Raw genomic sequence first — 22,278 nt, forward strand, 5'->3', positions numbered from 1 at the left:
CGCCTCAGTTCAGCAGCCTGACGTGGACCGTCACCTCTTCACGGTCGTGGTAGAGGTGACGGCAGCCGATCTCGGCGCGCACCCCCGCCTCCGCCAGGGAGCGATCGAGCCGCGCCAGCCCCTCCGACACCGCCTCCCAGCGCCGCTTCATGGGCAGCTTCAGGTTGAACACCGCCTCGCGACACCAGCGCTTCACCAGCCAGCGCTCGACCATGTCGATCACCCGGGCCGGCTTGTCGACGATGTCGCACACCAGCCAGTCCAGCCGCATCGGCGGCGCCCACACGAAGCCGTCCTCGCGCAGGTGCTCGACCAGCCCGGTCGCCATCAGCCCGCGGTCCATGGGCCCGTTATCGATGGCATAGACCTGCATGCCACGCTGCACCAGCTGCCAGGTCCAGCCACCCGGCGCCGCCCCCAGGTCCGCCGCCTGCATGCCCTCGGCCAGGCGCGTCTCCCACTGATCCCGCGGCACGAACTCGTGCCAGGCCTCCTCGAGCTTGAGGGTCGAACGGCTGGGCGCATCATGAGGAAAGCGCAGTCGGCGAATGCCGCCGGGCTGCTCGCTGCGATTGCCGGGAAAGCTCATGCCCAGCTGCACCCGGTCGCCCTCGGTCCACAGCAGATGCAGGCGTCGGCCGCCCGCCTTGCGACGCAGGGCGCCACGCTTCTTGAGGATCGACTCGAGCGGGCGCTGGAGTGCCTTGATCAGGCCGGCCAGCGCCTTGGCATCGTTGGTGTCCGGCGTTTCCTGCCACAGCGACTCGAAGTTCCAGCCGCTGGCCACCACCTGCTCGATGATCGGCGAGAGGCGATCCTCCCGGGAAAGCCCCGTCAGCGGCTCCAGCGCCACCAGGCTCTGTCGGGCAAAGACCAGCGACGCGAGCGGCAGGTCGCGATGCAGGGCATTGGCGGGACGCTCATCGGTCAGCACGAAACTGACATGACCGGATTGCGGCTGGGCCACGGGGTAGCCCTGCCAGCCGAGGGCGGCCGCCTTGGTGGCAATCTCGGCGGCCAGATCGGACTCGAAGCCGGCGCGGCAATAGAACAGCAACTGCTGGGGGTTCATGGTGCCTCCTGTGAAGGCCGGACAGTCTAGCCGGGCCCACACCGGGCTCACAAGTCGCGCGGCGTCTCGTCGGCATCACCCCCCTTGTCGGCCGTGCCGGAGGCGCGATGCCGGTTCAGCATTTCCAGATCCTGGAGCTGGACGTTCAAGGCATTGGTCGAGATCTTCACCTCCCACAGGGAGAAGAACAGCGAGACCGAGAGGCTGATCAGGCTGATGCCGAACAGCACCATGCCCAGCAGCTTGAGCGACAGGAACAGCGCGAACATCGACAGCGTGCACAGCAGGAAGCTCGATACCCCCGCCATCTGCATGCGCTTGGTCAGGGTGATCCGCTTGCGCAGCAGCATGATCTGCCGGGCCGCCACCTCGTGATGGGTATCTCGATTCTCCTCGGCCAGCTTGCGGATCAGCTGGGCCAGGGTCAGGAAGCGATTGGTATAAGCCAGCAGCAGCAGGGAAATGGCCGGGAACAGCAGGGCCGGTGTGGTCAGCGTCAAGGAACAGGCTCCATCATTATTAGACTTTAGTCGCATTATACGCCAGTCAGGGCGCCCGGCCGACCCCTGAAAGCGCACCGGCCCCCGAATGCATCATTCGGGGGCCGGTGGATCGGGCGGCAGCAGCGCGACGGGTGTCAGCTGCGCCGCGGCTCGGCGACGATGCCCTGCTCCCGGGCCATGGCCATGGCGGCCCGCGGGCCCGTCCACAGCGAAGGCAGCAGCACCAGCGAGACCGGAATCGCGGTAATGACGATGAACTGCTGCAACGCGCTGATCTGGCCGGCGCCCATATACAGCAGGATAGCCGCCATCAGCGCCATGGCGATGCCCCAGAAGGCCCGCACCAACACGTTCGGCGCGTCATGACCGGCCCCGACCACCGAGATCGCATAGCTCATGGAATCGCCGGTGGTGGCCACGAAGATGGTCGTCAGCACCAGGATCGCCAGCGCCATCAGCGGACCGCCCGGCAACGCCTGGGCCACGGTCAGGGTGGCGACGTCGAACTGGAAGTCGTTGAGCGCCGACGTCAGATCAATGACTCCGGTCAGCTGGTAGTGAATGCCCGAGCCGCCCAGCAGGGTGAACCAGATCGTGGTGGCGATGGGGGCCATCACGGCCACGGCCAGGATCATCTGCCGGATGGTGCGGCCGCGCGAGATACGCGCCACGAAGATCGCCATCAGCGGACCGTAGCCGATGAACCAGGCGAAGAAGAACACCGTCCACCACTGCATCCACCAGGCCGGCGCGGTCTGGGACGTCATGGTGGCCATGGGGAAGAACGAGTTCAGATACTCGCCGAAGCCCTGGGTGAAGGCATTGACCAGGAACTGGGTCGGGCCGAACAGGAAGATGACCGCCGCGATGACCAGCGCCAGAATCACGTTGAACCGGCTCAGCCACTGAATGCCGCGATGGACGCCCGTCATGGCCGAGCTCACGTAGACCACCCCCAGGCCGATCAGGATCACCAGCTGGGTGCCATAGCCTTCCGGCAGTCCGAACAGCTCGTGCAGGCCATAGCTCACCTGAGTCGCCAGGAAGCCGATCGGCCCCACGGTGCCCGCCACCACGGCGATCACGCACAGGCCATCCACCACGCCGCCGAACCAGCCGTGCATGACGCGCTCGCCGAGCACCGGGGTCAGCAGGGTGCGTGGCTGCAGGGGCAGGCCGCGTACGTAGTGGGCATGAGCCAGGACCACGGCGGTCAGCGACCCCAGCACCGCCCAGGCCAGAAAGCCCCAGTGCATGAAGGACTGCGCCAGGGCACCGGCGATCGCCTCGGCGGTGCCGGCTTTGGTGTCGAAGGCCGGCGGCGTGACCACGAAGTGATAGACCGGCTCGCCGGCGGCGAAGAACACCCCTCCCCCGGCCAGCAGCGTGCACATGATGATCGACAGCCACTTGAAGGTGCTCATCTCGGGTGCGTCCAGGTTACCGACCTTGGCGCTGGCCGCCGGTGAGACCACCAACCCCATCGCCACCAGGAAGGTCAGCAGCAGCAGCCACTGGAAATAGCTGCCCAAGGTGCTGGCGGTCCAAGCGAAGCCGGCGGCAATGCTATCGGCCACCATGTTGACGTCATACAGCGAGAGGGCGATGAAGCCCAGGATGAAGCCGATGCTGACGCCGAGCACGACCGGATCTCCCAGCCGCTGCTTGGCGGCAGAAGGCGTGGAACTCGTCGCGTAGGCTTGAGATTCACTCATGCAATGCTGTCGGCCGAAGTGGGCCGCTCTCTCCTCTATGGTGTGTCGAAACAGGATGTGTCGGCAGTGTGCCGAAAGCCCGATGGACGTCTTCACAGTGAAGGACATGCATCGAAAAAGGGCTTGTGGAAACGTTGGCCCCGTCTGGATCGGAGGGCTGTGGATAACGGGATCGCCGCCTGCGAAGGCGTTGATGTCATATCGAGATGCATCGAGACGTCGACGCCTTTTCTGGAAACGAGGCGATGCCTCGGCGCCAACATGCGCATGGCAGAGCGGCGAAATGGCGGGAAGCGCTCACCGAAGGGATCGCCCGGTAATGAGAAAAACCCCGAGCCTTTCGGGCTCGGGGTTTTCTCGGAATAAGTGCCTGACGATGACCTACTCTCGCATGGGAACTCCCACACTACCATCGGCGCTGAGCGGTTTCACTGCTGAGTTCGGCAAGGGATCAGGTGGTTCCCGCACGCTATGGTCGTCAGGCGAAAAAGGCAATGCGAATCATGCTGACGAGATCGTCTCTCGCGTATCCGCCGTCGTCTGTTGTCAGTCACAGACCACTTGGGTGTTATATGGTCAAGCCTCACGGGCCATTAGTATCGGTTAGCTCAACGCCTTGCAGCGCTTCCACATCCGACCTATCAACCAGCTGGTCTTGCTGGGCCCTTCAGGAGGCTCGAGGCCTCGGGGAGATCTCATCTTGAAGGGGGCTTCCCGCTTAGATGCTTTCAGCGGTTATCCCGTCCGTACATAGCTACCCGGCGATGCCACTGGCGTGACAACCGGAACACCAGAGGTACGTCCACTCCGGTCCTCTCGTACTAGGAGCAGCGCTTCTCAAATCTCCAACGCCCACGGCAGATAGGGACCGAACTGTCTCACGACGTTCTAAACCCAGCTCGCGTACCACTTTAAATGGCGAACAGCCATACCCTTGGGACCGACTTCAGCCCCAGGATGTGATGAGCCGACATCGAGGTGCCAAACACCGCCGTCGATGTGAACTCTTGGGCGGTATCAGCCTGTTATCCCCGGAGTACCTTTTATCCGTTGAGCGATGGCCCTTCCATACAGAACCACCGGATCACTAGAACCTACTTTCGTACCTGCTCGACGTGTCTGTCTCGCAGTTAAGCACCCTTATGCTCTTGCACTCATTGCACGATTTCCAACCGTGCTGAGGGTACCTTCGTGCTCCTCCGTTACGCTTTGGGAGGAGACCGCCCCAGTCAAACTACCCACCACACACGGTCCTCGATCCGGATAACGGACCGGAGTTAGAACGCCAATGATGCCAGGCTGGTATTTCAAGGTTGGCTCCACTCGATCTGGCGACCGAGTTTCCAAGCCTCCCAGCTATCCTACACAAGCAACATCAGCGTCCAGTGTGAAGCTGTAGTAAAGGTTCACGGGGTCTTTCCGTCTAGCCGCGGGTACACAGCATCTTCACTGCGATTTCAATTTCACTGAGTCTCGGGTGGAGACAGCGTGGCCATCATTACGCCATTCGTGCAGGTCGGAACTTACCCGACAAGGAATTTCGCTACCTTAGGACCGTTATAGTTACGGCCGCCGTTTACCGGGGCTTCGATCAGGAGCTTCGCGTGAGCTAACACCATCAATTAACCTTCCGGCACCGGGCAGGCGTCATACCCTATACGTCCGCTTACGCGTTTGCAGAGTACTGTGTTTTTAATAAACAGTTGCAGCCACCTGGTATCTTCGACCGGCGTCAGCTCCACCCGCAAGGGGCTTCACCTAATACCGGCGTGCCTTCTCCCGAAGTTACGGCACCATTTTGCCTAGTTCCTTCACCCGAGTTCTCTCAAGCGCCTTGGTATTCTCTACCTGACCACCTGTGTCGGTTTGGGGTACGGTTCCACTGTATCTGAAGCTTAGAGGCTTTTCCTGGGAGCGTGGCATCGATGACTTCCAGACCGTAGTCTGTTCGTCTCGTCTCTCGGCCTTGGGGAACCGGATTTGCCTAATTCCCCAGCCTACTGACTTTCACCAGGACAACCAACGCCTGGCTCACCTAGCCTTCTCCGTCCCCCCATCGCAATACAGTGAAGTACGGGAATATTGACCCGTTTCCCATCGACTACGCCTTTCGGCCTCGCCTTAGGGGCCGACTCACTCTGCTCCGATTAGCGTCGAACAGAAACCCTTGGTCTTCCGGCGGGGGAGTTTTTCACTCCCCTTATCGTTACTCATGTCAGCATTCGCACTCGTGATACCTCCAGCATGCCTCTCGACACACCTTCGTCGGCGTACACGACGCTCCTCTACCGCTCATCATTCGATGAACCCGTAGCTTCGGTACCTGGTTTGAGCCCCGTTACATCTTCCGCGCAGGCCGACTCGACTAGTGAGCTATTACGCTTTCTTTAAAGGATGGCTGCTTCTAAGCCAACCTCCTAGCTGTCTAAGCCTTCCCACATCGTTTCCCACTTAACCAGGATTTGGGGACCTTAGCTGACGGTCTGGGTTGTTTCCCTTTTCACAACGGACGTTAGCACCCGCTGTGTGTCTCCCACGCTGCACTCACCGGTATTCGGAGTTTGCCTCGGGTTGGTAAGTCGGGATGACCCCCTAGCCGAAACAGTGCTCTACCCCCGGCGGTGATACGTGAGGCGCTACCTAAATAGCTTTCGAGGAGAACCAGCTATCTCCGGGCTTGATTAGCCTTTCACTCCGATCCACAAGTCATCCAAATCTTTTTCAACAGATCCTGGTTCGGTCCTCCAGTTGATGTTACTCAACCTTCAACCTGCTCATGGATAGATCGCCCGGTTTCGGGTCTATATCCAGCGACTGGTCGCCCAGTTAAGACTCGGTTTCCCTACGCCTCCCCTATACGGTTAAGCTCGCCACTGAATATAAGTCGCTGACCCATTATACAAAAGGTACGCGGTCACGGGACGAGCCCGCTCCCACTGCTTGTACGCACACGGTTTCAGGGTCTATTTCACTCCCCTCTCCGGGGTTCTTTTCGCCTTTCCCTCACGGTACTGGTTCACTATCGGTCAGTCAGGAGTATTTAGCCTTGGAGGATGGTCCCCCCGTCTTCAATCAGGGTTTCACGTGCCCCGACCTACTCGATTTCACGGGATCAGGCTTTCGACTACGGGGCTATCACCCTGTATCGCTGAGTTTCCCAACTCATTCGCCTAACCTTTCACCCGCTTAAGGGCTGGTCCCCGTTCGCTCGCCGCTACTGGGGGAATCTCGGTTGATTTCTTTTCCTCGGGGTACTTAGATGTTTCAGTTCCCCCGGTTCGCCTCGTACACCTATGTATTCAGTGCACGATACCTATCTGACGATAGGTGGGTTTCCCCATTCAGAGATGTCCGGGTCGCAGGTTGTTTGCCACCTCGCCGAACCTTATCGCAGGCTTCCACGTCTTTCATCGCCTCTGACTGCCAAGGCATCCACCGTGTGCGCTTCATCGCTTGACCATATAACCCCAAGGGGTCTGATCCGCGATGACAACCACGACAATTGCCGGATACGCTTGAGACGTATCTCATGCCCTCTCCCGGGTAGGAGAGGGACTTTGTCAGCATGATTCACATTGTTAAAGAGCGACTGTCAATCGACAGTCACAAACGTGTCATCACCCTGGGTAATGATCGCTTGTGACTGTGGATTCACATAAAACCGACTGCAGGACCCTGTGGAGAGTGGTGGAGCCTAGCGGGATCGAACCGCTGACCTCCTGCGTGCAAGGCAGGCGCTCTCCCAGCTGAGCTAAGGCCCCTCTGACAAGGTATTTGGTGGGTCTGGGCAGACTTGAATAAACCAGGCGACCTCACCCTTGACTTGCTGACGCCCTGGGGTGCGCTCAACCCAACTGAGCGAGAGAATGGCGCGTCTGGGCAGATTTGGTGGGTCTGGGCAGACTTGAACTGCCGACCTCACCCTTATCAGGGGTGCGCTCTAACCAACTGAGCTACAGACCCAAACAGTCTTTTGCTCTGGCCGATCAGATAATTCATTGTGGACACTTGCCGGGTGGCGGTGACGTCGTCGATTAAGGAGGTGATCCAGCCGCAGGTTCCCCTACGGCTACCTTGTTACGACTTCACCCCAGTCATGAACCACACCGTGGTGATCGCCCTCCGAAGTTAGGCTAACCACTTCTGGTGCAGTCCACTCCCATGGTGTGACGGGCGGTGTGTACAAGGCCCGGGAACGTATTCACCGTGCCATTCTGATGCACGATTACTAGCGATTCCGACTTCACGGAGTCGAGTTGCAGACTCCGATCCGGACTGAGACCGGCTTTATGAGATTAGCTCCCCCTCGCGGGATTGCAGCCCATTGTACCGGCCATTGTAGCACGTGTGTAGCCCTACTCGTAAGGGCCATGATGACCTGACGTCGTCCCCACCTTCCTCCGGTTTGTCACCGGCAGTCTCCCTAGAGTTCCCGACCGAATCGCTGGCAAATAGGGACAAGGGTTGCGCTCGTTACGGGACTTAACCCAACATTTCACAACACGAGCTGACGACGGCCATGCAGCACCTGTCTGAGCGTTCCCGAAGGCACCAATCCATCTCTGGAAAGTTCGCTCGATGTCAAGAGTAGGTAAGGTTCTTCGCGTTGCATCGAATTAAACCACATGCTCCACCGCTTGTGCGGGCCCCCGTCAATTCATTTGAGTTTTAACCTTGCGGCCGTACTCCCCAGGCGGTCGACTTATCGCGTTAACTGCGCCACAAAGGTCTCGAGGACCCCAACGGCTAGTCGACATCGTTTACGGCGTGGACTACCAGGGTATCTAATCCTGTTTGCTACCCACGCTTTCGCACCTCAGCGTCAGTGTCAGTCCAGAAGGCCGCCTTCGCCACTGGTATTCCTCCCGATCTCTACGCATTTCACCGCTACACCGGGAATTCTACCTTCCTCTCCTGCACTCTAGCCTGACAGTTCCGGATGCCGTTCCCAGGTTGAGCCCGGGGCTTTCACAACCGGCTTATCAAGCCGCCTACGCGCGCTTTACGCCCAGTAATTCCGATTAACGCTTGCACCCTCCGTATTACCGCGGCTGCTGGCACGGAGTTAGCCGGTGCTTCTTCTGCGAGTGATGTCCTTCTTGCGGGGTATTAACCCACAAGCGTTCTTCCTCGCTGAAAGTGCTTTACAACCCGAAGGCCTTCTTCACACACGCGGCATGGCTGGATCAGGCTTTCGCCCATTGTCCAATATTCCCCACTGCTGCCTCCCGTAGGAGTTCGGGCCGTGTCTCAGTCCCGATGTGGCTGATCATCCTCTCAGACCAGCTACGGATCGCGGCCTTGGTGAGCCATTACCTCACCAACTAGCTAATCCGACATAGGCTCATCCGATAGCGCAAGGTCCGAAGATCCCCTGCTTTCCCCCTTGGGGCGTATGCGGTATTAGCTTGAGTTTCCTCAAGTTATCCCCCACTACCGGGCAGATTCCTATGCATTACTCACCCGTCCGCCGCTCGACGCCTCCTAGCAAGCTAGGATCGTTTCCGCTCGACTTGCATGTGTTAGGCCTGCCGCCAGCGTTCAATCTGAGCCATGATCAAACTCTTCAGTTAAAAGTCTGATAGTTCCTAAGGTGGAACCAAACCTGGTTCAAGATTCAAACGTCTCTTTGACGAGTCGCTTGTCTTGATATCTAGTGACTGGTCACCGACATCCCGACAAGCGCCCACATGAATTATCTGATCGATTGTTAAAGAGCCGCTCGACTCAATAAGGAGAAGAGCATCTTGCGTTCCCGGCCGCTTGGCCAGTGCCTCGCAAGGAAGGCGTATTCTACGTGATCGGCGCGTCGTGTCAACCGGTGATCTTCAAGCTCTCGAGAGAGCGAAGCGGATGACCGAGCGTCGCGACAACAGACTGAAGCGACATCCGATCGAGCCCTCAGCGGGCTACCGTAGCGAGTGGCGGGCATTTTACCGATTCCGCTGACCTTGTCAATCGAGCGTTTCCGACAACCGCCGAAAAACCTCAAGAAAAACAAGCGCTTTTGCCACTCATCACCGCCTGCAACGTTGCCCGTCGCCGGCAGCGGATGCGTACTTTACGGATTCTCCCGGGGTGACGCAAGGACTATTTGCCAGAATCGTGACGACGGGATGAACATGGCGTGACACCCATCCGCAGATAACTATCCACACCCACCTGCTCGCCCGATCGCCTGTGGATAGCTGAAGCCCGACTCCCAGAGAGGGGCCAGAGACAACAACGCCCGCACGAGGCGGGCGTCGGTCTCGCCACTCGTCAGCGCATCAGGCGACGATGACTCGCGCGTAGCGCTTCTTGCCAGCCTGGATCACGTAGCTCTTGCCGGTGTCCAGCATGGCGCTCGGCTCCACGACCTCGCCGTCGACCTTGACCCGGCCGTTCTTGAGCATGTCCTTGGCCTGGGCGCTGTTCTTGGTCAGCCCGGCGCGGTTGAGCAGCGCGGCGATGGGCGCCTGGTCGCTGCCCTCGAAGTCGACCTCCACTTCCGGCAGGTCTTCCGGCAGCTCGCCGTCGGCCAGCTGGTTGCCGGCGCTGCGGTGGGCGCTGGCGGCGGCTTCCTCGCCGTGGTAGCGGGCGATCAGCTCGCGGGCAAGCTCCATCTTCACGTCGCGCGGGTTGGCGCCGCCCTCGACATCGCGCTTGAGCGCCTCGATCTCCTCGTTGCTCTTCAGCGAGAGCAGCTCGAAGTAGCGCCACATCAGGCTGTCGGGCATCGACACCAGCTTGTTGAACATGGTGCCCGGCGTATCGTCGACGCCGACATAGTTGCCCAGCGACTTGGACATCTTCTGCACGCCGTCCAGGCCCTCGAGCAGCGGCATGGTGATGACGACCTGGGAGGACTGGCCGTAGTGCTTCTGCAGCTCGCGGCCCATCAGCAGGTTGAACTTCTGGTCGGTGCCGCCCAGCTCGACGTCGGCCTCCAGGGCCACGGAGTCGTAGCCCTGCACCAGCGGGTACAGGAACTCGTGAATGGAGATCGACTGGCCGGACTTGTAGCGCTTCTCGAAGTCGTCGCGCTCGAGCATGCGCGCCACGGTGCTCTTCCCGGCCAGCTCGATCATGTCGGCGGCACTCAGGGAAGAGAACCACTCGGCGTTGAAGCGCACCTCGGTCTTCTCGGGGTCGAGGATCTTGAACACCTGGGCCTTGTAGGTCTCGGCGTTGGCCTTGACCTCGTCCTCGCTGAGCGGCTTGCGGGTGACGTTCTTGCCGCTGGGATCACCGATGCGGCCGGTGAAGTCCCCGATCAGGAAGATGACCGTATGACCGAGGTCCTGGAACTGACGCATCTTGGTCAGCAGCACGCTGTGCCCCAGGTGAAGGTCCGGCGCGGTCGGATCGAAGCCCGCCTTGATGCGCAGCGGGCGACCGGAGGCCAGCTTCTTCTCCAGCTCGTCTTCCAGCAGGATCTCGTGGGTACCACGCTTGAGCAACGCTAGCGCGTCGGCGACATCGGTCATGCTCTCCTCTCCACTCGGCAGGGCGGCCCGTTCGGGCGACGCGGGACATTGGCAATAGGCTGGGATGTTACCATGCCAGCCATCGACGGTTGAGCCCCAGAGAGAGCCCTTATGCCCTACTTCATCGGCCTGATGTCCGGCACCAGCCTCGACGGCATCGACGCCGCCCTGGTCGACTGCTCGGCGACGCATCCGCCACGCCTGATCGCCACCCGCGGCGAGCCGATGCCGCCGGCGCTGCGCGATCGCCTGTGGTCGCTCTGCCACGCCGACGGCGCCAGCTTCGCCGACCTGGCCGCGGCCGAGCAGGGCTTCTGCGAGGCCCAGGCCCGGTCGGTGGCCGGCCTGCTGGCGGATGCCGGGCTCGCTCCCGCCGACATCGCCGCCGTCGGCAGCCACGGCCAGACCATCGAGCATGCGCCCTGGGGCCACGCCACGGGGCCGGCCTATACCCTGCAGCTCGACAACCCCAGCCTGCTGGCCGAGCTCACCGGCTGCCCGGTGGTCGCCGACTTCCGCCGCCGCGATCTCGCCGCCGGCGGCCAGGCAGCCCCCCTGGCCCCCGCCTTCCATCAGGCACTGTTCCGCGCCCCCGGCCAGTGGCGCCTGGTGCTGAACCTGGGCGGCTTCGCCAACCTCACGCTGCTGCCGCCCGGGGAAGACGATCGCGCCCCGCTGGGCTTCGACAGCGGCCCGGCCAACGCCCTGCTGGACGCCTGGCACGCGCGCCACCGCGGCGGCGCCTACGATGCCGACGGCGCCTGGGCGGCCTCGGGCCGCGTCGACGAGGCCCTGCTGGAGCGACTGCTCGCCGAGCCCTTCTTCCATCGCCCGCCGCCGCGCAGCACCGGGCGCGAGGTCTTCCATCTCGACTGGCTGTCGACCCACCTCGACGGCCGCGAGCGCCCCGAGGACGTGCAGGCCACCCTGGCCGAGCTGACCGCCGCCAGCGTGGCGCTGGCCGTGGAGATGGCCCGCGACACCTACGACGCACCGCCCGCCGAATGCCTGATTCCCTGCGGCGGCGGTTCCCACAACCCGGATCTGCTGGCCCGCCTGGCGCGCCGCATGCCCGACACGCGGCTGGAAAGCGCCGAGGCCTTCGGCTGGTCGCCCGACTGGCTCGAGGCCGCGGCCTTCGCCTGGCTGGCCTGGTGCCGCCTCGAGGGCCAACCCGGCAACCTGCCCTCGGTCACCGGCGCCGCCGGCCCGCGAGTGCTCGGCGGACTCTTCGCACCTTAGTCGTCACCGCCGAATGCCTTACTAATGACACATCGGGGACGAAGCAGCGCGAGGGGTTTTTGGCCATGGATGGCCAAAGTAGCGCCCAGGGATGGGTTCATAGCGCCCTCGCGATGCTTTGTCGCCGGATACGTGCTTCTGAAAGCCACGCAAAACGGGATGACTCAATAGTCGTCCTCGCCGCGCAGCGAAAGATGGCTGGCCGCCTCCCTGGCCTCGGCCAGCCCCACGCCGCGCTCGTCGCCGTACTTGATCATCATGCGCAGGTCGTTGGCCGAGTCGGCGTGCACCAGTACCACCTCCTCGCTGACCTGCTCCTTCCTGTAGAGGTCATAGAGCGCCTGGTCGAAGGTCTGCATGCCCAGGTCACGGGAGCGGGCCATGACGTCCTTGATCTCGGACACCTCGCCCTTGCGGACCAGGTCGGCGATCAGCGGCGACTTCAGCAGGATCTCGATGGCCGGGCAGCGGCCCCCTGCCTGCGTCGGCAACAGCTGCTGGGCGACGATGGCCTGCAGGTTGAGCGACAGGTCGAGCCACACCTGATCGTGCCGCTCGTGGGGGAAGAAGTGGATGATCCGGTCCAGCGCCTGGTTGGCGTTGTTGGCGTGCAGGGTCGCCAGGCACAGGTGGCCGGTCTCGGCGAAGGCAAGGGCATGCTCCATGGTCTCCCGGGTGCGGATCTCGCCGATCAAGATCACGTCCGGCGCCTGGCGCAGGGTGTTCTTCAGCGCCACCTCGAACGACTCGGTATCGATGCCCACCTCGCGCTGGTTGATGATCGCCTTGTTGTGCGGGTGAACGTACTCGATCGGATCCTCGATGCTGATGATATGGCCGCCGAGGGTCTCGTTACGCCGCTGGATCATCGACGCCAGGGTCGTCGACTTGCCGGTGCCGGTGCCGCCGACCACGAACACCAGCCCGCGCTTGATGTTGACCAGCTCGCCCAGCACCGTCGGCAGCGACAGCTCCTCCAGGTGCGGGATCTCGAAGGCGATCCGGCGCAGCACCATGGCCGGCTGGTTGCGCTGGCGGAAGGCGCTGACGCGGAAGCGCCCCCGCCCCGACAGGCTGAGGGCGAAGTTGGCCTCGTGTTCATCGTCGAAGCGCGCCCGGTGATTCTCCGGCATCGCCGCCGCCACCAGCTCGCCGACCTGCGCCACCGACAGCCCCTCCTCGCCCATGGGCATCAGCTTGCCGGCCATCTTCAGCGTCGGCGGCGCCCCCACCGAGATCAGCAGGTCCGAGGCCTCCTGCTCGATCATGATGTCGAGCAGCTGATACAGCCATTCTTTCGCGGTCATCGTCGCTCTCCTTCGTCGTTACGCCGTCAGCCGGCCAGTACGGCCCGCGCCTTGGCCTGGGCCTCGTCCCGGGCCACCACGTTGTCCGCCACCAGCCGCGACAGCGCCGAGTCCAGGGTCTGCATGCCCAGGTTGCCGCCGGTCTGCAGCGACGAATAGATCTGCGCCACCTTGTCCTCGCGAATCAGGTTACGCACCGCCGAGGTGGCGATCAGGATCTCGTGGGCCGCCACCCGGCCGCCGCCCTGGCGCTTGAGCAGGGTCTGGGAGATCACCGCCTGCAGCGACTCGGAGAGCATCGAGCGCACCATGGCCTTCTCGTCGCCGGGGAAGACGTCGATGATCCGGTCGACGGTCTTGGCCGCCGAGGTGGTGTGCAGGGTGCCGAACACCAGGTGCCCGGTCTCGGCCGCGGTCAGCGCCAGCCGGATGGTCTCCAGGTCGCGCATCTCGCCGACCAGGATCACGTCCGGGTCCTCGCGCAGGGCACTGCGCAGCGCCGGCGCGAAGCCCTGGGTGTCGCGATGCACCTCGCGCTGGTTGATCAGGCAGCGCTTGCTGCGATGCACGAACTCCACTGGATCCTCGATGGTAAGGATATGCTCGAAGCGGTTGTCGTTGATGTGATCGATCATCGCCGCCAGCGTGGTGCTCTTGCCCGAACCGGTGGGGCCGGTCACCAGCACCAGGCCGCGCGGCAGCATCGCCAGGCGGCGGAACGTCTCGCCCAGCCCCAGGTCCTCCATGGTCATCACCTCGGAGGGAATGGTGCGGAACACCGCCCCGGCGCCGCGCGCCTGGTTGAACACATTGACACGGAAGCGCGAGACCCCCGGCACCTCGAAGGAGAAGTCGGTCTCCAGAGACTCCTCGAAATCGCGCCGCTGACGATCGGTGAGGATGTCGTAGATCAGCTTGCGGACCTCACGATCCTCCATCGCCGGCACGTTGAGCCGGCGGATATCGCCATCGACCCGGATCATCGGCGGCAGGCCGGCCGAAAGGTGAAGATCCGAGGCCTTCTGTTTTGCCGAGAATGCCAGCAGTTCGGTAATATCCATGCGGTTCCCCTGCTCCCGGGATTAAGGTGTTCTTAGTATGGTAGACCTCGCGACATGACGGACCTGGCACTTTGTGATGCCCTGGCCAACGCACGCCACCGCCTCGAGGCGGCACTGGCCGATGCCGGCCGCGCGCCCGACGGCGCGACGCTGCTGGCCGTGAGCAAGACCAAGCCCGCCGCCATGATCCGCGAAGCGCACGCCCTGGGCCAGCGCGATTTCGGCGAGAACTACCTGCAGGAAGCGCTGGAGAAACAGGCCGAGCTCGCGGAGCTGGACGATATCGTCTGGCACTTCATCGGCCCGCTGCAATCGAACAAGACCCGCGACGTCGCCGAGCACTTCGCCTGGGTGCACAGCCTGGAGCGCGAGAAGATCGCCCGCCGCCTCGACGCCCAGCGGCCGGAGACGCTGCCGCCGCTGAACGTCTGCCTGCAGGTCAACATCAGCGCCGAGCCCTCGAAGTCGGGCGTGTCGCCGGCCGAGCTGCCGGCGCTGGCCGAGGCCGTGCTGGCCATGCCGAATCTCGCGCTGCGCGGGCTGATGGCGATACCGGCCCCGGCCGACGACCCCGCCGCCCAGCGCGAGCCCTTCGCACGACTGCGCGAGGCGCTTGAGGACCTGCGCGAGCGCTTCCCCGCGGCACGGCTCGATACCCTCTCGATGGGCATGAGCGGCGACCTGGAGGCCGCCGTGGCCGAGGGCGCCACCCAGGTGCGACTCGGCACCGCCATCTTCGGCGCACGGGACACCTCCGCTTGATCACTCACGGCGCCGCCGGCCAAGCCACCGGCGGCCCCTTCGCCGACCCACACAGGACTGAACGCATGGCAAGCCAAGTCACCTTCATCGGCGCCGGCAACATGGCCGGCGCCATCATCGGCGGCATGATCGACAGCGGCTATGCCCGCGACGCCATCACCGCCACCTCGCCCAGCGACGACAGGCTCGCCCCGATGCGCGAGAAGTACGGCATTCACACCGCCACCGACAATGCCGCCGCCGTGGCCGAGGCCGATGTGGTAGTGCTGGCGGTCAAGCCGCAGATCATGCAGGACGTCTGTGCCGGCATGCGCGACGCCGTTCAGGGACGCAAGCCGCTGATCCTCTCGGTGGCGGCCGGCCTGTCCGCCGAGACCCTCGAGGCCTGGCTCGGCGGCGAGCTCGCCGTGGTGCGCTGCATGCCCAACACCCCCTCGCTGGTCGGCGCCGGCGCCGCCGGGCTCTACGCCAATCCGCGGGTCAGCGAGGCCCAGCGCGAGCTGGCGACCGAACTGCTCGAGGCCGTGGGCCTGGTCGAGTGGGTCGAGGAGGAAGGCCTGCTGGAAGCCGTGACCGCGGTCTCCGGCAGCGCCCCGGCCTACTTCTTCCTGATGTTCGAGGCCATGGAAGAGGCCGGCGCCAGGCTCGGCCTGCCCGCCGACACCGCCCGCCGCCTGGCCATGCAGACCGCCTTCGGTGCGGCGCGCATGGCCATGGACAGCGACCAGCCCCCGGGCGAGCTCAAGCGCAACGTGATGTCGCCCGGCGGCACCACCGAACGCGCCATCTCGCACTTCGAGGATGCCGGCATGCGCCGCATCGTCGCCGACGCCATGGACGCCTGCGCCGCCCGCGCGCGCGAGATGGCCGAGGAACTCGGCAAGCACTGACGGCCGCGCCACGGCGCCCGATCGCACAAGACATGGAGGAGCCCCGATGGGCAGTCAACTGGGAAACGCCGGCCTGCTGCTGGTCAACACCCTCGTCAATATCTATCTGTTCCTGCTGATGCTGCGCTTCCTGCTGCAGGCATCCCGGGCCGATTACTACAACCCGCTCAGCCAGTCGGTGGTGAAGATCACCCAGCCGGTGGTGCGCCCCTTCCAGAGTTTCCTGGGGCCGGTGATGGGCCGCTTCGACCTGGCCACCCTGGCGGCCGGCTTCGTGGTCAAGCTGATCGCCATCGTCGCCATCCTGCAGCTGGCCGGCTACGGCATGGCGCCGATCACCAACCTGGCCATCGGCGGCGTGGCGGCGCTGGCCAACGCCATCCTCAAGATCTACTTCTTCGCCCTGATCGTGATGATCATCCTCAGCTGGGTGTCGCCCCGCGCCAGCCATCCGGCGGCGATACTTGTCATGCAGCTGGTGGAGCCGATCATGGCGCCGGTGCGCCGAGTGATCCCGCCGCTGGGCATGATCGATCTCTCGCCGATCGTGGTGTTCATCGCCATCAACCTGATCGACGGCGTCGTGGTGGGCTCGCTGATCCGCGCCGCCGGCGTCGTCGGCGTGCTGGTGGGGCTCTAGCAGACACGTCGCCGACGATCCGGGAATCGCGATGAGCGCTTCCGGCGACAAGCCGTCGCGAGGGCGCCATGACCCCATCCATGGTCGCTCGGCGCTCTCGCGTCCTGCTCCGTTGGCAGGGCCTGTGCTGGCCATCCATGGCCAGCCCGTTCGGCGAGGGTCGCCTCACCCATGGCCAAAGCCCCTCGCGCCGGCTCATCCCCGGCGCTGATCGAGCCTCCCGGCACGCCTCGACCACCAACGAAAACGACTGGACACGCTGACAGATGACCGAGCTGCCCCGCGATTCGGTCGGCCTGGTGACGCCGCAGACGGCGCACTTCGACGACCCCCTGGACCTGGCCTGCGGCCGAACGCTGCCGGCCTACGATCTGGTCTACGAGACCTACGGCACTCTCAACGCCGAGGGCACCAACGCCGTGCTGATCTGCCACGCCCTGTCCGGGCATCACCATGCCGCCGGCTACCATGCGCAAGACGACCGCAAGCCCGGCTGGTGGAACGCCCATATCGGCCCCGGCAAGTCGATCGATACCGATCGTTTCTTCGTGGTCTCGGTGAACAACCTGGGCGGCTGCCACGGCAGCACCGGGCCGACCAGCGAGAACGCCGAGACCGGCACCGCCTGGGGCCCCGACTTCCCGATGATGACGGTGGTCGACTGGGTGCACAGCCAGGCGCGCCTGGCCGACCGACTCGGCATCGCGCGCTTCGCCGCGGTGGTCGGCGGCAGCCTCGGCGGCATGCAGGCGCTGCAGTGGACGCTGACCTATCCGGAGCGCGTCGCCCATGCCGCGGTGATCGCCGCCACGCCCAAGCTGTCGGCGCAGAACATCGCCTTCAACGAGGTCGCCCGCCAGGCGATCCGCTCCGACCCCGAGTTCTTCGACGGCCACTACGCCGAGCATGACGCCCTGCCCCGCCGCGGACTCAAGCTCGCCCGCATGGTGGGCCACATCACCTACCTGTCCGAAGACGCCATGGGCACCAAGTTCGGCCGCGACCTGCGCAGCGACGACTTCAACTTCGGCTACGACGTCGAGTTCCAGGTGGAGTCCTACCTGCGCTACCAGGGCGACGCCTTCTCGACCTCGTTCGACGCCAACACCTACCTGCTGATGACCAAGGCGCTGGACTACTTCGATCCGGCGGCGGCCCACGGCGGCGACCTGGCCGCGGCGCTGGCACCGGCCGATTGCCCCTTCCTGGTGGTCAGCTTCACCAGCGACTGGCGCTTCCCGCCGACGCGTTCGAAGGAGCTGGCCAACGCCCTGGTGCGCGCCGGCAAGGCGGTCAGCTACGCCAACATCGACTCGCCCCACGGCCACGACGCCTTCCTGCTGCCCGAGCCCCGCTACCAGGCGGTGTTCGCCGCCTTCATGGAACGCGTGGCCCGCGACCAGGGACTGGAGGACCGCTCATGATGCGCGCCGACCTGCAACGGATTCACAACTGGGTGCCAGAGGGTGCCCGAGTGCTCGACCTGGGCTGCGGCGACGGCACCCTGCTGGCGGCCCTGGCCGAGCACAAGAAGGTCACCGGCTACGGCCTGGAGATCGACCCCGACGGCATCACCGCCTGTCTGGCCAAGGGCGTCAACGTCATCGAGCAGAACCTCGATGCGGGGCTTTCCAACTTCGAGGACGACGCCTGCGACCTGGTGGTGATGACCCAGGCCCTCCAGGCGCTGCGCCGCCCGGACCGCATGCTCGACGAGATGCTGCGGGTGGCCGGCGAGTGCATCATCACCTTCCCCAACTTCGCCTACTGGCGCCACCGGGCCTATCTCGGCCTGCGCGGCTACATGCCGGTGTCCAAGTCGCTGCCCCACGCCTGGTACGACACCCCCAACATCCACCTCTCGACCTTCAACGACTTCGAGCAGCTGTGCCGCGACAAGGGCCTGATGATCGTCGACCGGGCGGTGGGCGTCGGCAGCCGTGGCGGCAACTGGGCCTCACGGCGCTGGCCCAACCTGTTCGGCGAGATCGCGATCTTCCGCGTCACCCGGCGCTGAGCGGGCGGGGCGCCGCCCCGTCCTGCTCCGGCCCGTCAGCGATAGCGGCGCTCGAACTCGACCGGCAGCGCCTCGCCCAGGCTCACGGCCACCGGCCGCCCCGCTTCCCGCCTGAAGCGGCAGGTCCGCGCCATCACCTCCACGCCCTCGCCGGCCACCCGGCGCAGCGCCTCGGCATAGGCCGGGTCCAGGTGGCCGGCCGGCGCCACCGAACGGATGCCCTCGTGGGCCACACAGAACAGCAGCACGGCACGGTGGCCCTCGGCGGCGAGCGCGGCCAGGGTCTCGAGGTGCCGGCGCCCGCGCTCGCTGACCGCATCGGGAAAGTAGCCGTGGCCGTCGTCCTCGCGCAGGGTCACCTGCTTGACCTCGACAAAGGTGGTCGCGCCCGCCTCGCCGTCCAGCCGGAAGTCGAGTCGTGCGCGACCGCGACCCGCGCCTTCCACCCTGGCCTCGCGCTTCAGCGTACCGGCCCCGGCCAGCGCCTCGACCGTGCCCGCCACCAGCGCCTCCTCGACGATGCGGTTGGCCCGGCCGGTATGCACCGAGGCCAGGTCGACGCCGCCCTCCGGCCGGGGCAGCTCGATCAGCTCCCAGGTCCAGGCCAGCTTGCGCCTGGGGTCGTCGCTCGACGACAGCCATACCCGGCAGCCCGGCAGGTTGACCGCACGCATCGAGCCGGTGTTGGGGCAGTGGGCGACGACCTCGCGGCCGTCGTCCAGGCGCACATCGGCCAGGAAGCGCTTGTAGCGGCGCAGCAGCACGCCCGGCACCAGTGGCGCGGCATAGTCCATCAGGCGCCCTCCTGGCGGCTCAGGAACCGTCCCAGCCGCGTCACGGCCTCCTCCAGCCGCTCGACGCCGGTGGTGAAGGCGATGCGCACGTGGCGTTCGCCGCCCTCGAGGGCGAAGTCGGTGCCCGGGGTGATGGCCACGTTCTCCTCCTCGAGCAGGCGCCGGCAGAAGGCCTCGCTGTCGCGGGTGTAGCGGGACACGTCGAGCCACAGGTAGAAGGCCCCCTGGGGCGGCCGGTCCGGCGCCAGCCCCAGCCGCTCGAGCCCTGCCAGCAGGGCATCGCGACGCAGCGCCAGCTCCCGGCGACGCGCCTCGAGGAGCTCGCGGCATTCGGGCTCGAAGGCCGCCAGCGCGGCGTGCTGGGCCGGCGTCGGCGCCGACAGGAAGACGTTCTGCGCCAGCCGGGTCAGCGGCTCGACCGCCGCCTCCGGCGCCACCAGCCAGCCCAGGCGCCAGCCGGTCATGCCGAAGTACTTGGAGAAGCTGTTGACCACGAAGGCCGCCGGCGCCACCGAGGCGGCGGAGAGCGGCGCGAGGTCATAGCACAGCCCCTGATAGATCTCGTCGACCAGCAGATGACCGCCGCGTGCGGCGACGGTATCGGCCACCGCCGCGAGCCCCGCGGCATCGAGCATGTGCCCGGTGGGATTCGACGGCGTGGCCAGCATCGCCAGCCGGGTGTCGTCGCGCCAGTGGCGGGCGACGGTCGCGGCGTCGAGCTGCCAGCCGCTGGCCGGTCCCACCGGGACCGTATCGACCTCGGCGCCGGCCAGCGCCATGAAGTGACGATTGCAGGGATAGGTGGGATCGGCCATCAGCACCCGGTCGCCGCCCTCGACCAGCAGCTGGCTGGCCAGCAGCAACGCGCCGGAGGCGCCGGGGGTGACGATGATCCGCGCCGGATCGACCTCGGCGTCGAAGTGGCGCGCGTAGTGCCCGGCGATCGCCTCGCGCAGCGCCGGCAGGCCCGCGGCCGGCGTGTAGCGGGTATGCCCCTCGGCCAGGGCTCGCTGGCCGGCGGCCTGCACCGGCTCGGGGGTGGGGAAGTCCGGCTCGCCCACCTCCAGGTGGATGACGTCGTGGCCGGCGGCCTCGCGGGCCTGGGCCGCCTCCAGCAGGCGCATCACGCGGAAGGGAGCGACGGCGTCGAGTCGTGAGCTCCAGGACATGGGCATCTCCTTTGCACGGCATGCCATGGCAGGCCTCTCTCCGATCTGCCATGGTCAAAGCCTGCATGTTACGACTTTTGTTGCGCTGGCGCAGTCAAGCACCGGGAGGGGGATTGCAAAGACCGCGTTTTTTCGCTAAACAAGCATCCCTTTGGCGTGAGATACCTTGAGCAGCGCATCGGGTATTGATCAGCAGTTACACAAGACACGAGGCAGTCCCATGCCAGTAGCAGAAAAGAAAATGGAAGCGCCCAAGAAATTCACCCCGTACGAGCCGGCACCGGGTGAAGAGTACATGAACGACAAGCAGCTCGAGCACTTCCGACAGATCCTGCTGGGCTGGAAACAGGAGCTCATGGAGGAAGTGGATCGCACGGTGCGCCATCTTCAGGAGGAGGCGAACAACTACGCCGACCCCGCGGATCGCGCCACCCAGGAGGAAGGCTTCAGCCTCGAGCTCCGTACCCGCGACCGCGAGCGCAAGCTGCTCAAGAAGATCAACGAGACCATCGAGAAGATCGACGAGGACGACTACGGCTTCTGCGACGCCTGCGGCGTCGAGATCGGCATCCGCCGTCTCGAGGCGCGTCCCACCGCGACCCTGTGCGTCGACTGCAAGACCCTCGCCGAGCTCAAGGAGAAGCAGCTGGGCGGCTGATGCCCGGCCGTCACCGCTTCCGCGACGGGCGCCGCCGGCGCCCGTCCGCCCCGTCTTTCCCGCTCCGGAGCCGCCCATGAGTGCCTATCGTGGCCGCTTCGCCCCGACCCCCTCGGGTCCGCTGCACTTCGGCTCGCTGGTCGCCGCCCTGGCCAGTTACCTGGACGCGCGCCACGCGCGAGGCTACTGGGGCCTTCGCATCGAGGACGTCGATCCGCCGCGCTGCCCGGCCGGCGCCGCTGACGCCATCCTGCGCCAGCTCGAGGCCTTCGGCCTGCACTGGGACGGCCCGGTCGCCTGGCAGAGCCCCCGCCACGACGCCTATGCCGCCGCCCTGGCGCGCCTCGAGGCGAAGGGCCTGGCCTATCCCTGCAGCTGCTCGCGCAAGCAGTGGCGGGACCATCCCGTCTATCCCGGCTGGTGCCGCGACGGCGTCCGCGAGCCAGGCAAGCCCCTGGCCTGGCGGCTGCGCAGCGACCTCGGCCTGCGCCCGGTGCGCTGGGAGGATCGGCTGTTCGGCCCGCAGGCCTTCGACCCGGCCGAGCTCGGCGACGTGGTGCTCAAGCGCAAGGACGGCCTCTGGGCCTATCAGCTGGCGGTGGTGGTCGACGACGCCGAACAGGGCATCAACGAGGTGGTGCGCGGCGCCGACCTGCTCGACAACACGCCCTGGCAGCGCCAGCTGCAGCAGGCCCTCGGCCTGCCCGAGCCGCGCTACCTGCATCTGCCGCTGGTGATGGGCGACGACGGCCAGAAGCTGTCCAAGCAGAACCTGGCCCCGGCGCTGCCGGAGACCGAGCCCGGGGCGCGGCCGCTGCTCCACCGCGCCCTGACCCTGCTCGACCAGGCCCCGCCGGCCGGGCTGGCCGAGGCACCGGTGGCCGAACAGCTCGAGCGCGCCGTCGCGCACTGGGCGCCGGAGCGGCTGCGTGCCGACCCCGAGCGGCGCCTGACGGGCGCCATCGCCGGCTGAGGAGAC

At 65.2% G+C, this 22,278-nt stretch carries 16 protein-coding genes, 2 tRNA genes and 3 rRNA genes; 8 read left to right on the plus strand and 13 right to left on the minus strand.

The annotated features are described in order from the left end of the window. Positions 1-4 precede the first annotated feature (4 nt). From rlmM to tyrS, 9 genes are all read right to left on the minus strand, one after another. Positions 5-1,072, minus strand: coding sequence for a 23S rRNA (cytidine(2498)-2'-O)-methyltransferase RlmM (gene rlmM, locus UYS_RS0202655; protein ID WP_016853947.1), 1,068 nt, complete (start codon positions 1,070-1,072; stop codon positions 5-7). A 47-nt stretch (positions 1,073-1,119) separates the two neighbouring features. Then, entirely contained in the window at positions 1,120-1,572 is a 453-nt protein-coding gene (locus UYS_RS0202660) for a DUF2721 domain-containing protein (protein WP_016853948.1), read from the minus strand. A 137-nt stretch (positions 1,573-1,709) separates the two neighbouring features. Next, complete coding sequence (locus UYS_RS0202665) at positions 1,710-3,290, minus strand: BCCT family transporter (RefSeq protein WP_026068299.1); 1,581 nt, start codon at positions 3,288-3,290, stop codon at positions 1,710-1,712. Positions 3,291-3,658: 368 nt separating this feature from the next. Then, a 5S ribosomal RNA gene (gene rrf / locus UYS_RS0202670) occupies positions 3,659-3,773 on the minus strand. Positions 3,774-3,862: 89 nt separating this feature from the next. Continuing rightward, positions 3,863-6,749, minus strand: a 23S ribosomal RNA gene (locus UYS_RS0202675). Positions 6,750-6,975: 226 nt separating this feature from the next. Then, positions 6,976-7,051, minus strand: a tRNA-Ala gene (locus UYS_RS0202680). A gap of 125 nt (positions 7,052-7,176) precedes the next feature. Further along, positions 7,177-7,253, minus strand: a tRNA-Ile gene (locus UYS_RS0202685). 72 nt (positions 7,254-7,325) lie between these two features. Further along, a 16S ribosomal RNA gene (locus tag UYS_RS0202690) occupies positions 7,326-8,863 on the minus strand. Together the 16S, 23S and 5S rRNA genes with 2 tRNA genes alongside form the textbook arrangement of a ribosomal RNA operon. A 696-nt stretch (positions 8,864-9,559) precedes the next feature. Continuing rightward, entirely contained in the window at positions 9,560-10,759 is a 1,200-nt protein-coding gene (gene tyrS, locus UYS_RS0202695; protein ID WP_016853950.1) for a tyrosine--tRNA ligase, read from the minus strand. Between the two features lie 111 nt (positions 10,760-10,870). On the opposite strand from tyrS, the gene UYS_RS0202700 reads away from it, so the two are divergent. Beyond that, positions 10,871-12,001 (plus strand): anhydro-N-acetylmuramic acid kinase, encoded by a 1,131-nt coding sequence (locus tag UYS_RS0202700; RefSeq protein ID WP_016853951.1) that lies wholly within the window; start codon positions 10,871-10,873, stop codon positions 11,999-12,001. Positions 12,002-12,165: 164 nt separating this feature from the next. Here UYS_RS0202700 and UYS_RS0202705 read toward each other — a convergent pair whose 3' ends face one another. Next, positions 12,166-13,308 carry a PilT/PilU family type 4a pilus ATPase gene (locus UYS_RS0202705; RefSeq protein ID WP_016853952.1) on the minus strand — a complete coding sequence of 381 codons (1,143 nt, stop codon included), beginning with the start codon at positions 13,306-13,308 and terminating at the stop codon, positions 12,166-12,168. Between the two features lie 26 nt (positions 13,309-13,334). Further along, positions 13,335-14,369 carry a type IV pilus twitching motility protein PilT gene (locus UYS_RS0202710; RefSeq protein WP_016853953.1) on the minus strand — a complete coding sequence of 345 codons (1,035 nt, stop codon included), beginning with the start codon at positions 14,367-14,369 and terminating at the stop codon, positions 13,335-13,337. 54 nt (positions 14,370-14,423) lie between these two features. Between UYS_RS0202710 and UYS_RS0202715 the strand changes: the two genes are divergently transcribed. The 5 genes from UYS_RS0202715 (at position 14,424) to metW (ending at position 18,678) form a co-directional block, all read left to right on the plus strand. Beyond that, positions 14,424-15,131 carry a YggS family pyridoxal phosphate-dependent enzyme gene (locus UYS_RS0202715; RefSeq protein WP_016853954.1) on the plus strand — a complete coding sequence of 236 codons (708 nt, stop codon included), beginning with the start codon at positions 14,424-14,426 and terminating at the stop codon, positions 15,129-15,131. 65 nt (positions 15,132-15,196) lie between these two features. Beyond that, on the plus strand, positions 15,197-16,021 hold the full coding sequence (gene proC / locus UYS_RS0202720; RefSeq protein WP_016853955.1) for a pyrroline-5-carboxylate reductase: 825 nt from the start codon (positions 15,197-15,199) through the stop codon (positions 16,019-16,021). A 46-nt stretch (positions 16,022-16,067) separates the two neighbouring features. Beyond that, complete coding sequence (locus UYS_RS0202725; RefSeq protein WP_016853956.1) at positions 16,068-16,661, plus strand: YggT family protein; 594 nt, start codon at positions 16,068-16,070, stop codon at positions 16,659-16,661. 266 nt (positions 16,662-16,927) lie between these two features. Further along, the gene (gene metX / locus UYS_RS0202730) at positions 16,928-18,085 is read left to right on the plus strand and encodes a homoserine O-succinyltransferase MetX (RefSeq protein ID WP_016853957.1); all 1,158 of its coding nucleotides are present in this window, start codon (positions 16,928-16,930) and stop codon (positions 18,083-18,085) included. Further along, positions 18,085-18,678 carry a methionine biosynthesis protein MetW gene (gene metW, locus UYS_RS0202735; RefSeq protein WP_026068300.1) on the plus strand — a complete coding sequence of 198 codons (594 nt, stop codon included), beginning with the start codon at positions 18,085-18,087 and terminating at the stop codon, positions 18,676-18,678. Before metX ends, metW begins: the two co-directional genes overlap by 1 nt. A gap of 35 nt (positions 18,679-18,713) precedes the next feature. Here metW and sfsA read toward each other — a convergent pair whose 3' ends face one another. Further along, complete coding sequence (gene sfsA / locus UYS_RS0202740; RefSeq protein ID WP_016853959.1) at positions 18,714-19,472, minus strand: DNA/RNA nuclease SfsA; 759 nt, start codon at positions 19,470-19,472, stop codon at positions 18,714-18,716. After that, a complete protein-coding gene (locus UYS_RS0202745) occupies positions 19,472-20,641 on the minus strand; it encodes a pyridoxal phosphate-dependent aminotransferase (RefSeq protein ID WP_016853960.1) in 1,170 nt (389 codons plus the stop codon). Before UYS_RS0202745 ends, sfsA begins: the two co-directional genes overlap by 1 nt. A gap of 220 nt (positions 20,642-20,861) precedes the next feature. On the opposite strand from UYS_RS0202745, the gene dksA reads away from it, so the two are divergent. Both dksA and gluQRS read left to right on the plus strand, forming a co-directional pair. Next, positions 20,862-21,299, plus strand: a complete 438-nt coding sequence (gene dksA / locus UYS_RS0202750; protein WP_026068301.1) for an RNA polymerase-binding protein DksA — start codon at positions 20,862-20,864, stop codon at positions 21,297-21,299. 76 nt (positions 21,300-21,375) lie between these two features. After that, positions 21,376-22,272: a tRNA glutamyl-Q(34) synthetase GluQRS gene (gene gluQRS / locus UYS_RS16730; RefSeq protein ID WP_016853962.1), complete on the plus strand. Its 897-nt coding sequence runs from the start codon at positions 21,376-21,378 to the stop codon at positions 22,270-22,272. The last annotated feature ends 6 nt before the right edge of the window (positions 22,273-22,278 follow it).

Origin of the sequence: Halomonas smyrnensis AAD6 (genome assembly GCF_000265245.1) — a bacterium.
GTDB classification, from domain to species: Bacteria; Pseudomonadota; Gammaproteobacteria; order Pseudomonadales; family Halomonadaceae; genus Halomonas; species Halomonas smyrnensis.

Bases quoted from the DNA above. Each gene is read 5' to 3' on its own strand.
- rlmM (WP_016853947.1), bottom strand. From the start codon at position 1,072: ATGAACCCCCAGCAGTTGCTGTTCTATTGCCGCGCCGGCTTCGAGTCC.
- UYS_RS0202665 (WP_026068299.1), bottom strand. From the start codon at position 3,290: ATGAGTGAATCTCAAGCCTACGCGACGAGTTCCACGCCTTCTGCCGCC.
- tyrS (WP_016853950.1), bottom strand. From the start codon at position 10,759: ATGACCGATGTCGCCGACGCGCTAGCGTTGCTCAAGCGTGGTACCCAC.
- UYS_RS0202700 (WP_016853951.1), top strand. From the start codon at position 10,871: ATGCCCTACTTCATCGGCCTGATGTCCGGCACCAGCCTCGACGGCATC.
- UYS_RS0202705 (WP_016853952.1), bottom strand. From the start codon at position 13,308: ATGACCGCGAAAGAATGGCTGTATCAGCTGCTCGACATCATGATCGAG.
- UYS_RS0202710 (WP_016853953.1), bottom strand. From the start codon at position 14,369: ATGGATATTACCGAACTGCTGGCATTCTCGGCAAAACAGAAGGCCTCG.
- UYS_RS0202715 (WP_016853954.1), top strand. From the start codon at position 14,424: ATGACGGACCTGGCACTTTGTGATGCCCTGGCCAACGCACGCCACCGC.
- proC (WP_016853955.1), top strand. From the start codon at position 15,197: ATGGCAAGCCAAGTCACCTTCATCGGCGCCGGCAACATGGCCGGCGCC.
- UYS_RS0202725 (WP_016853956.1), top strand. From the start codon at position 16,068: ATGGGCAGTCAACTGGGAAACGCCGGCCTGCTGCTGGTCAACACCCTC.
- metX (WP_016853957.1), top strand. From the start codon at position 16,928: ATGACCGAGCTGCCCCGCGATTCGGTCGGCCTGGTGACGCCGCAGACG.
- metW (WP_026068300.1), top strand. From the start codon at position 18,085: ATGCGCGCCGACCTGCAACGGATTCACAACTGGGTGCCAGAGGGTGCC.
- sfsA (WP_016853959.1), bottom strand. From the start codon at position 19,472: ATGGACTATGCCGCGCCACTGGTGCCGGGCGTGCTGCTGCGCCGCTAC.
- UYS_RS0202745 (WP_016853960.1), bottom strand. From the start codon at position 20,641: ATGTCCTGGAGCTCACGACTCGACGCCGTCGCTCCCTTCCGCGTGATG.
- dksA (WP_026068301.1), top strand. From the start codon at position 20,862: ATGCCAGTAGCAGAAAAGAAAATGGAAGCGCCCAAGAAATTCACCCCG.
- gluQRS (WP_016853962.1), top strand. From the start codon at position 21,376: ATGAGTGCCTATCGTGGCCGCTTCGCCCCGACCCCCTCGGGTCCGCTG.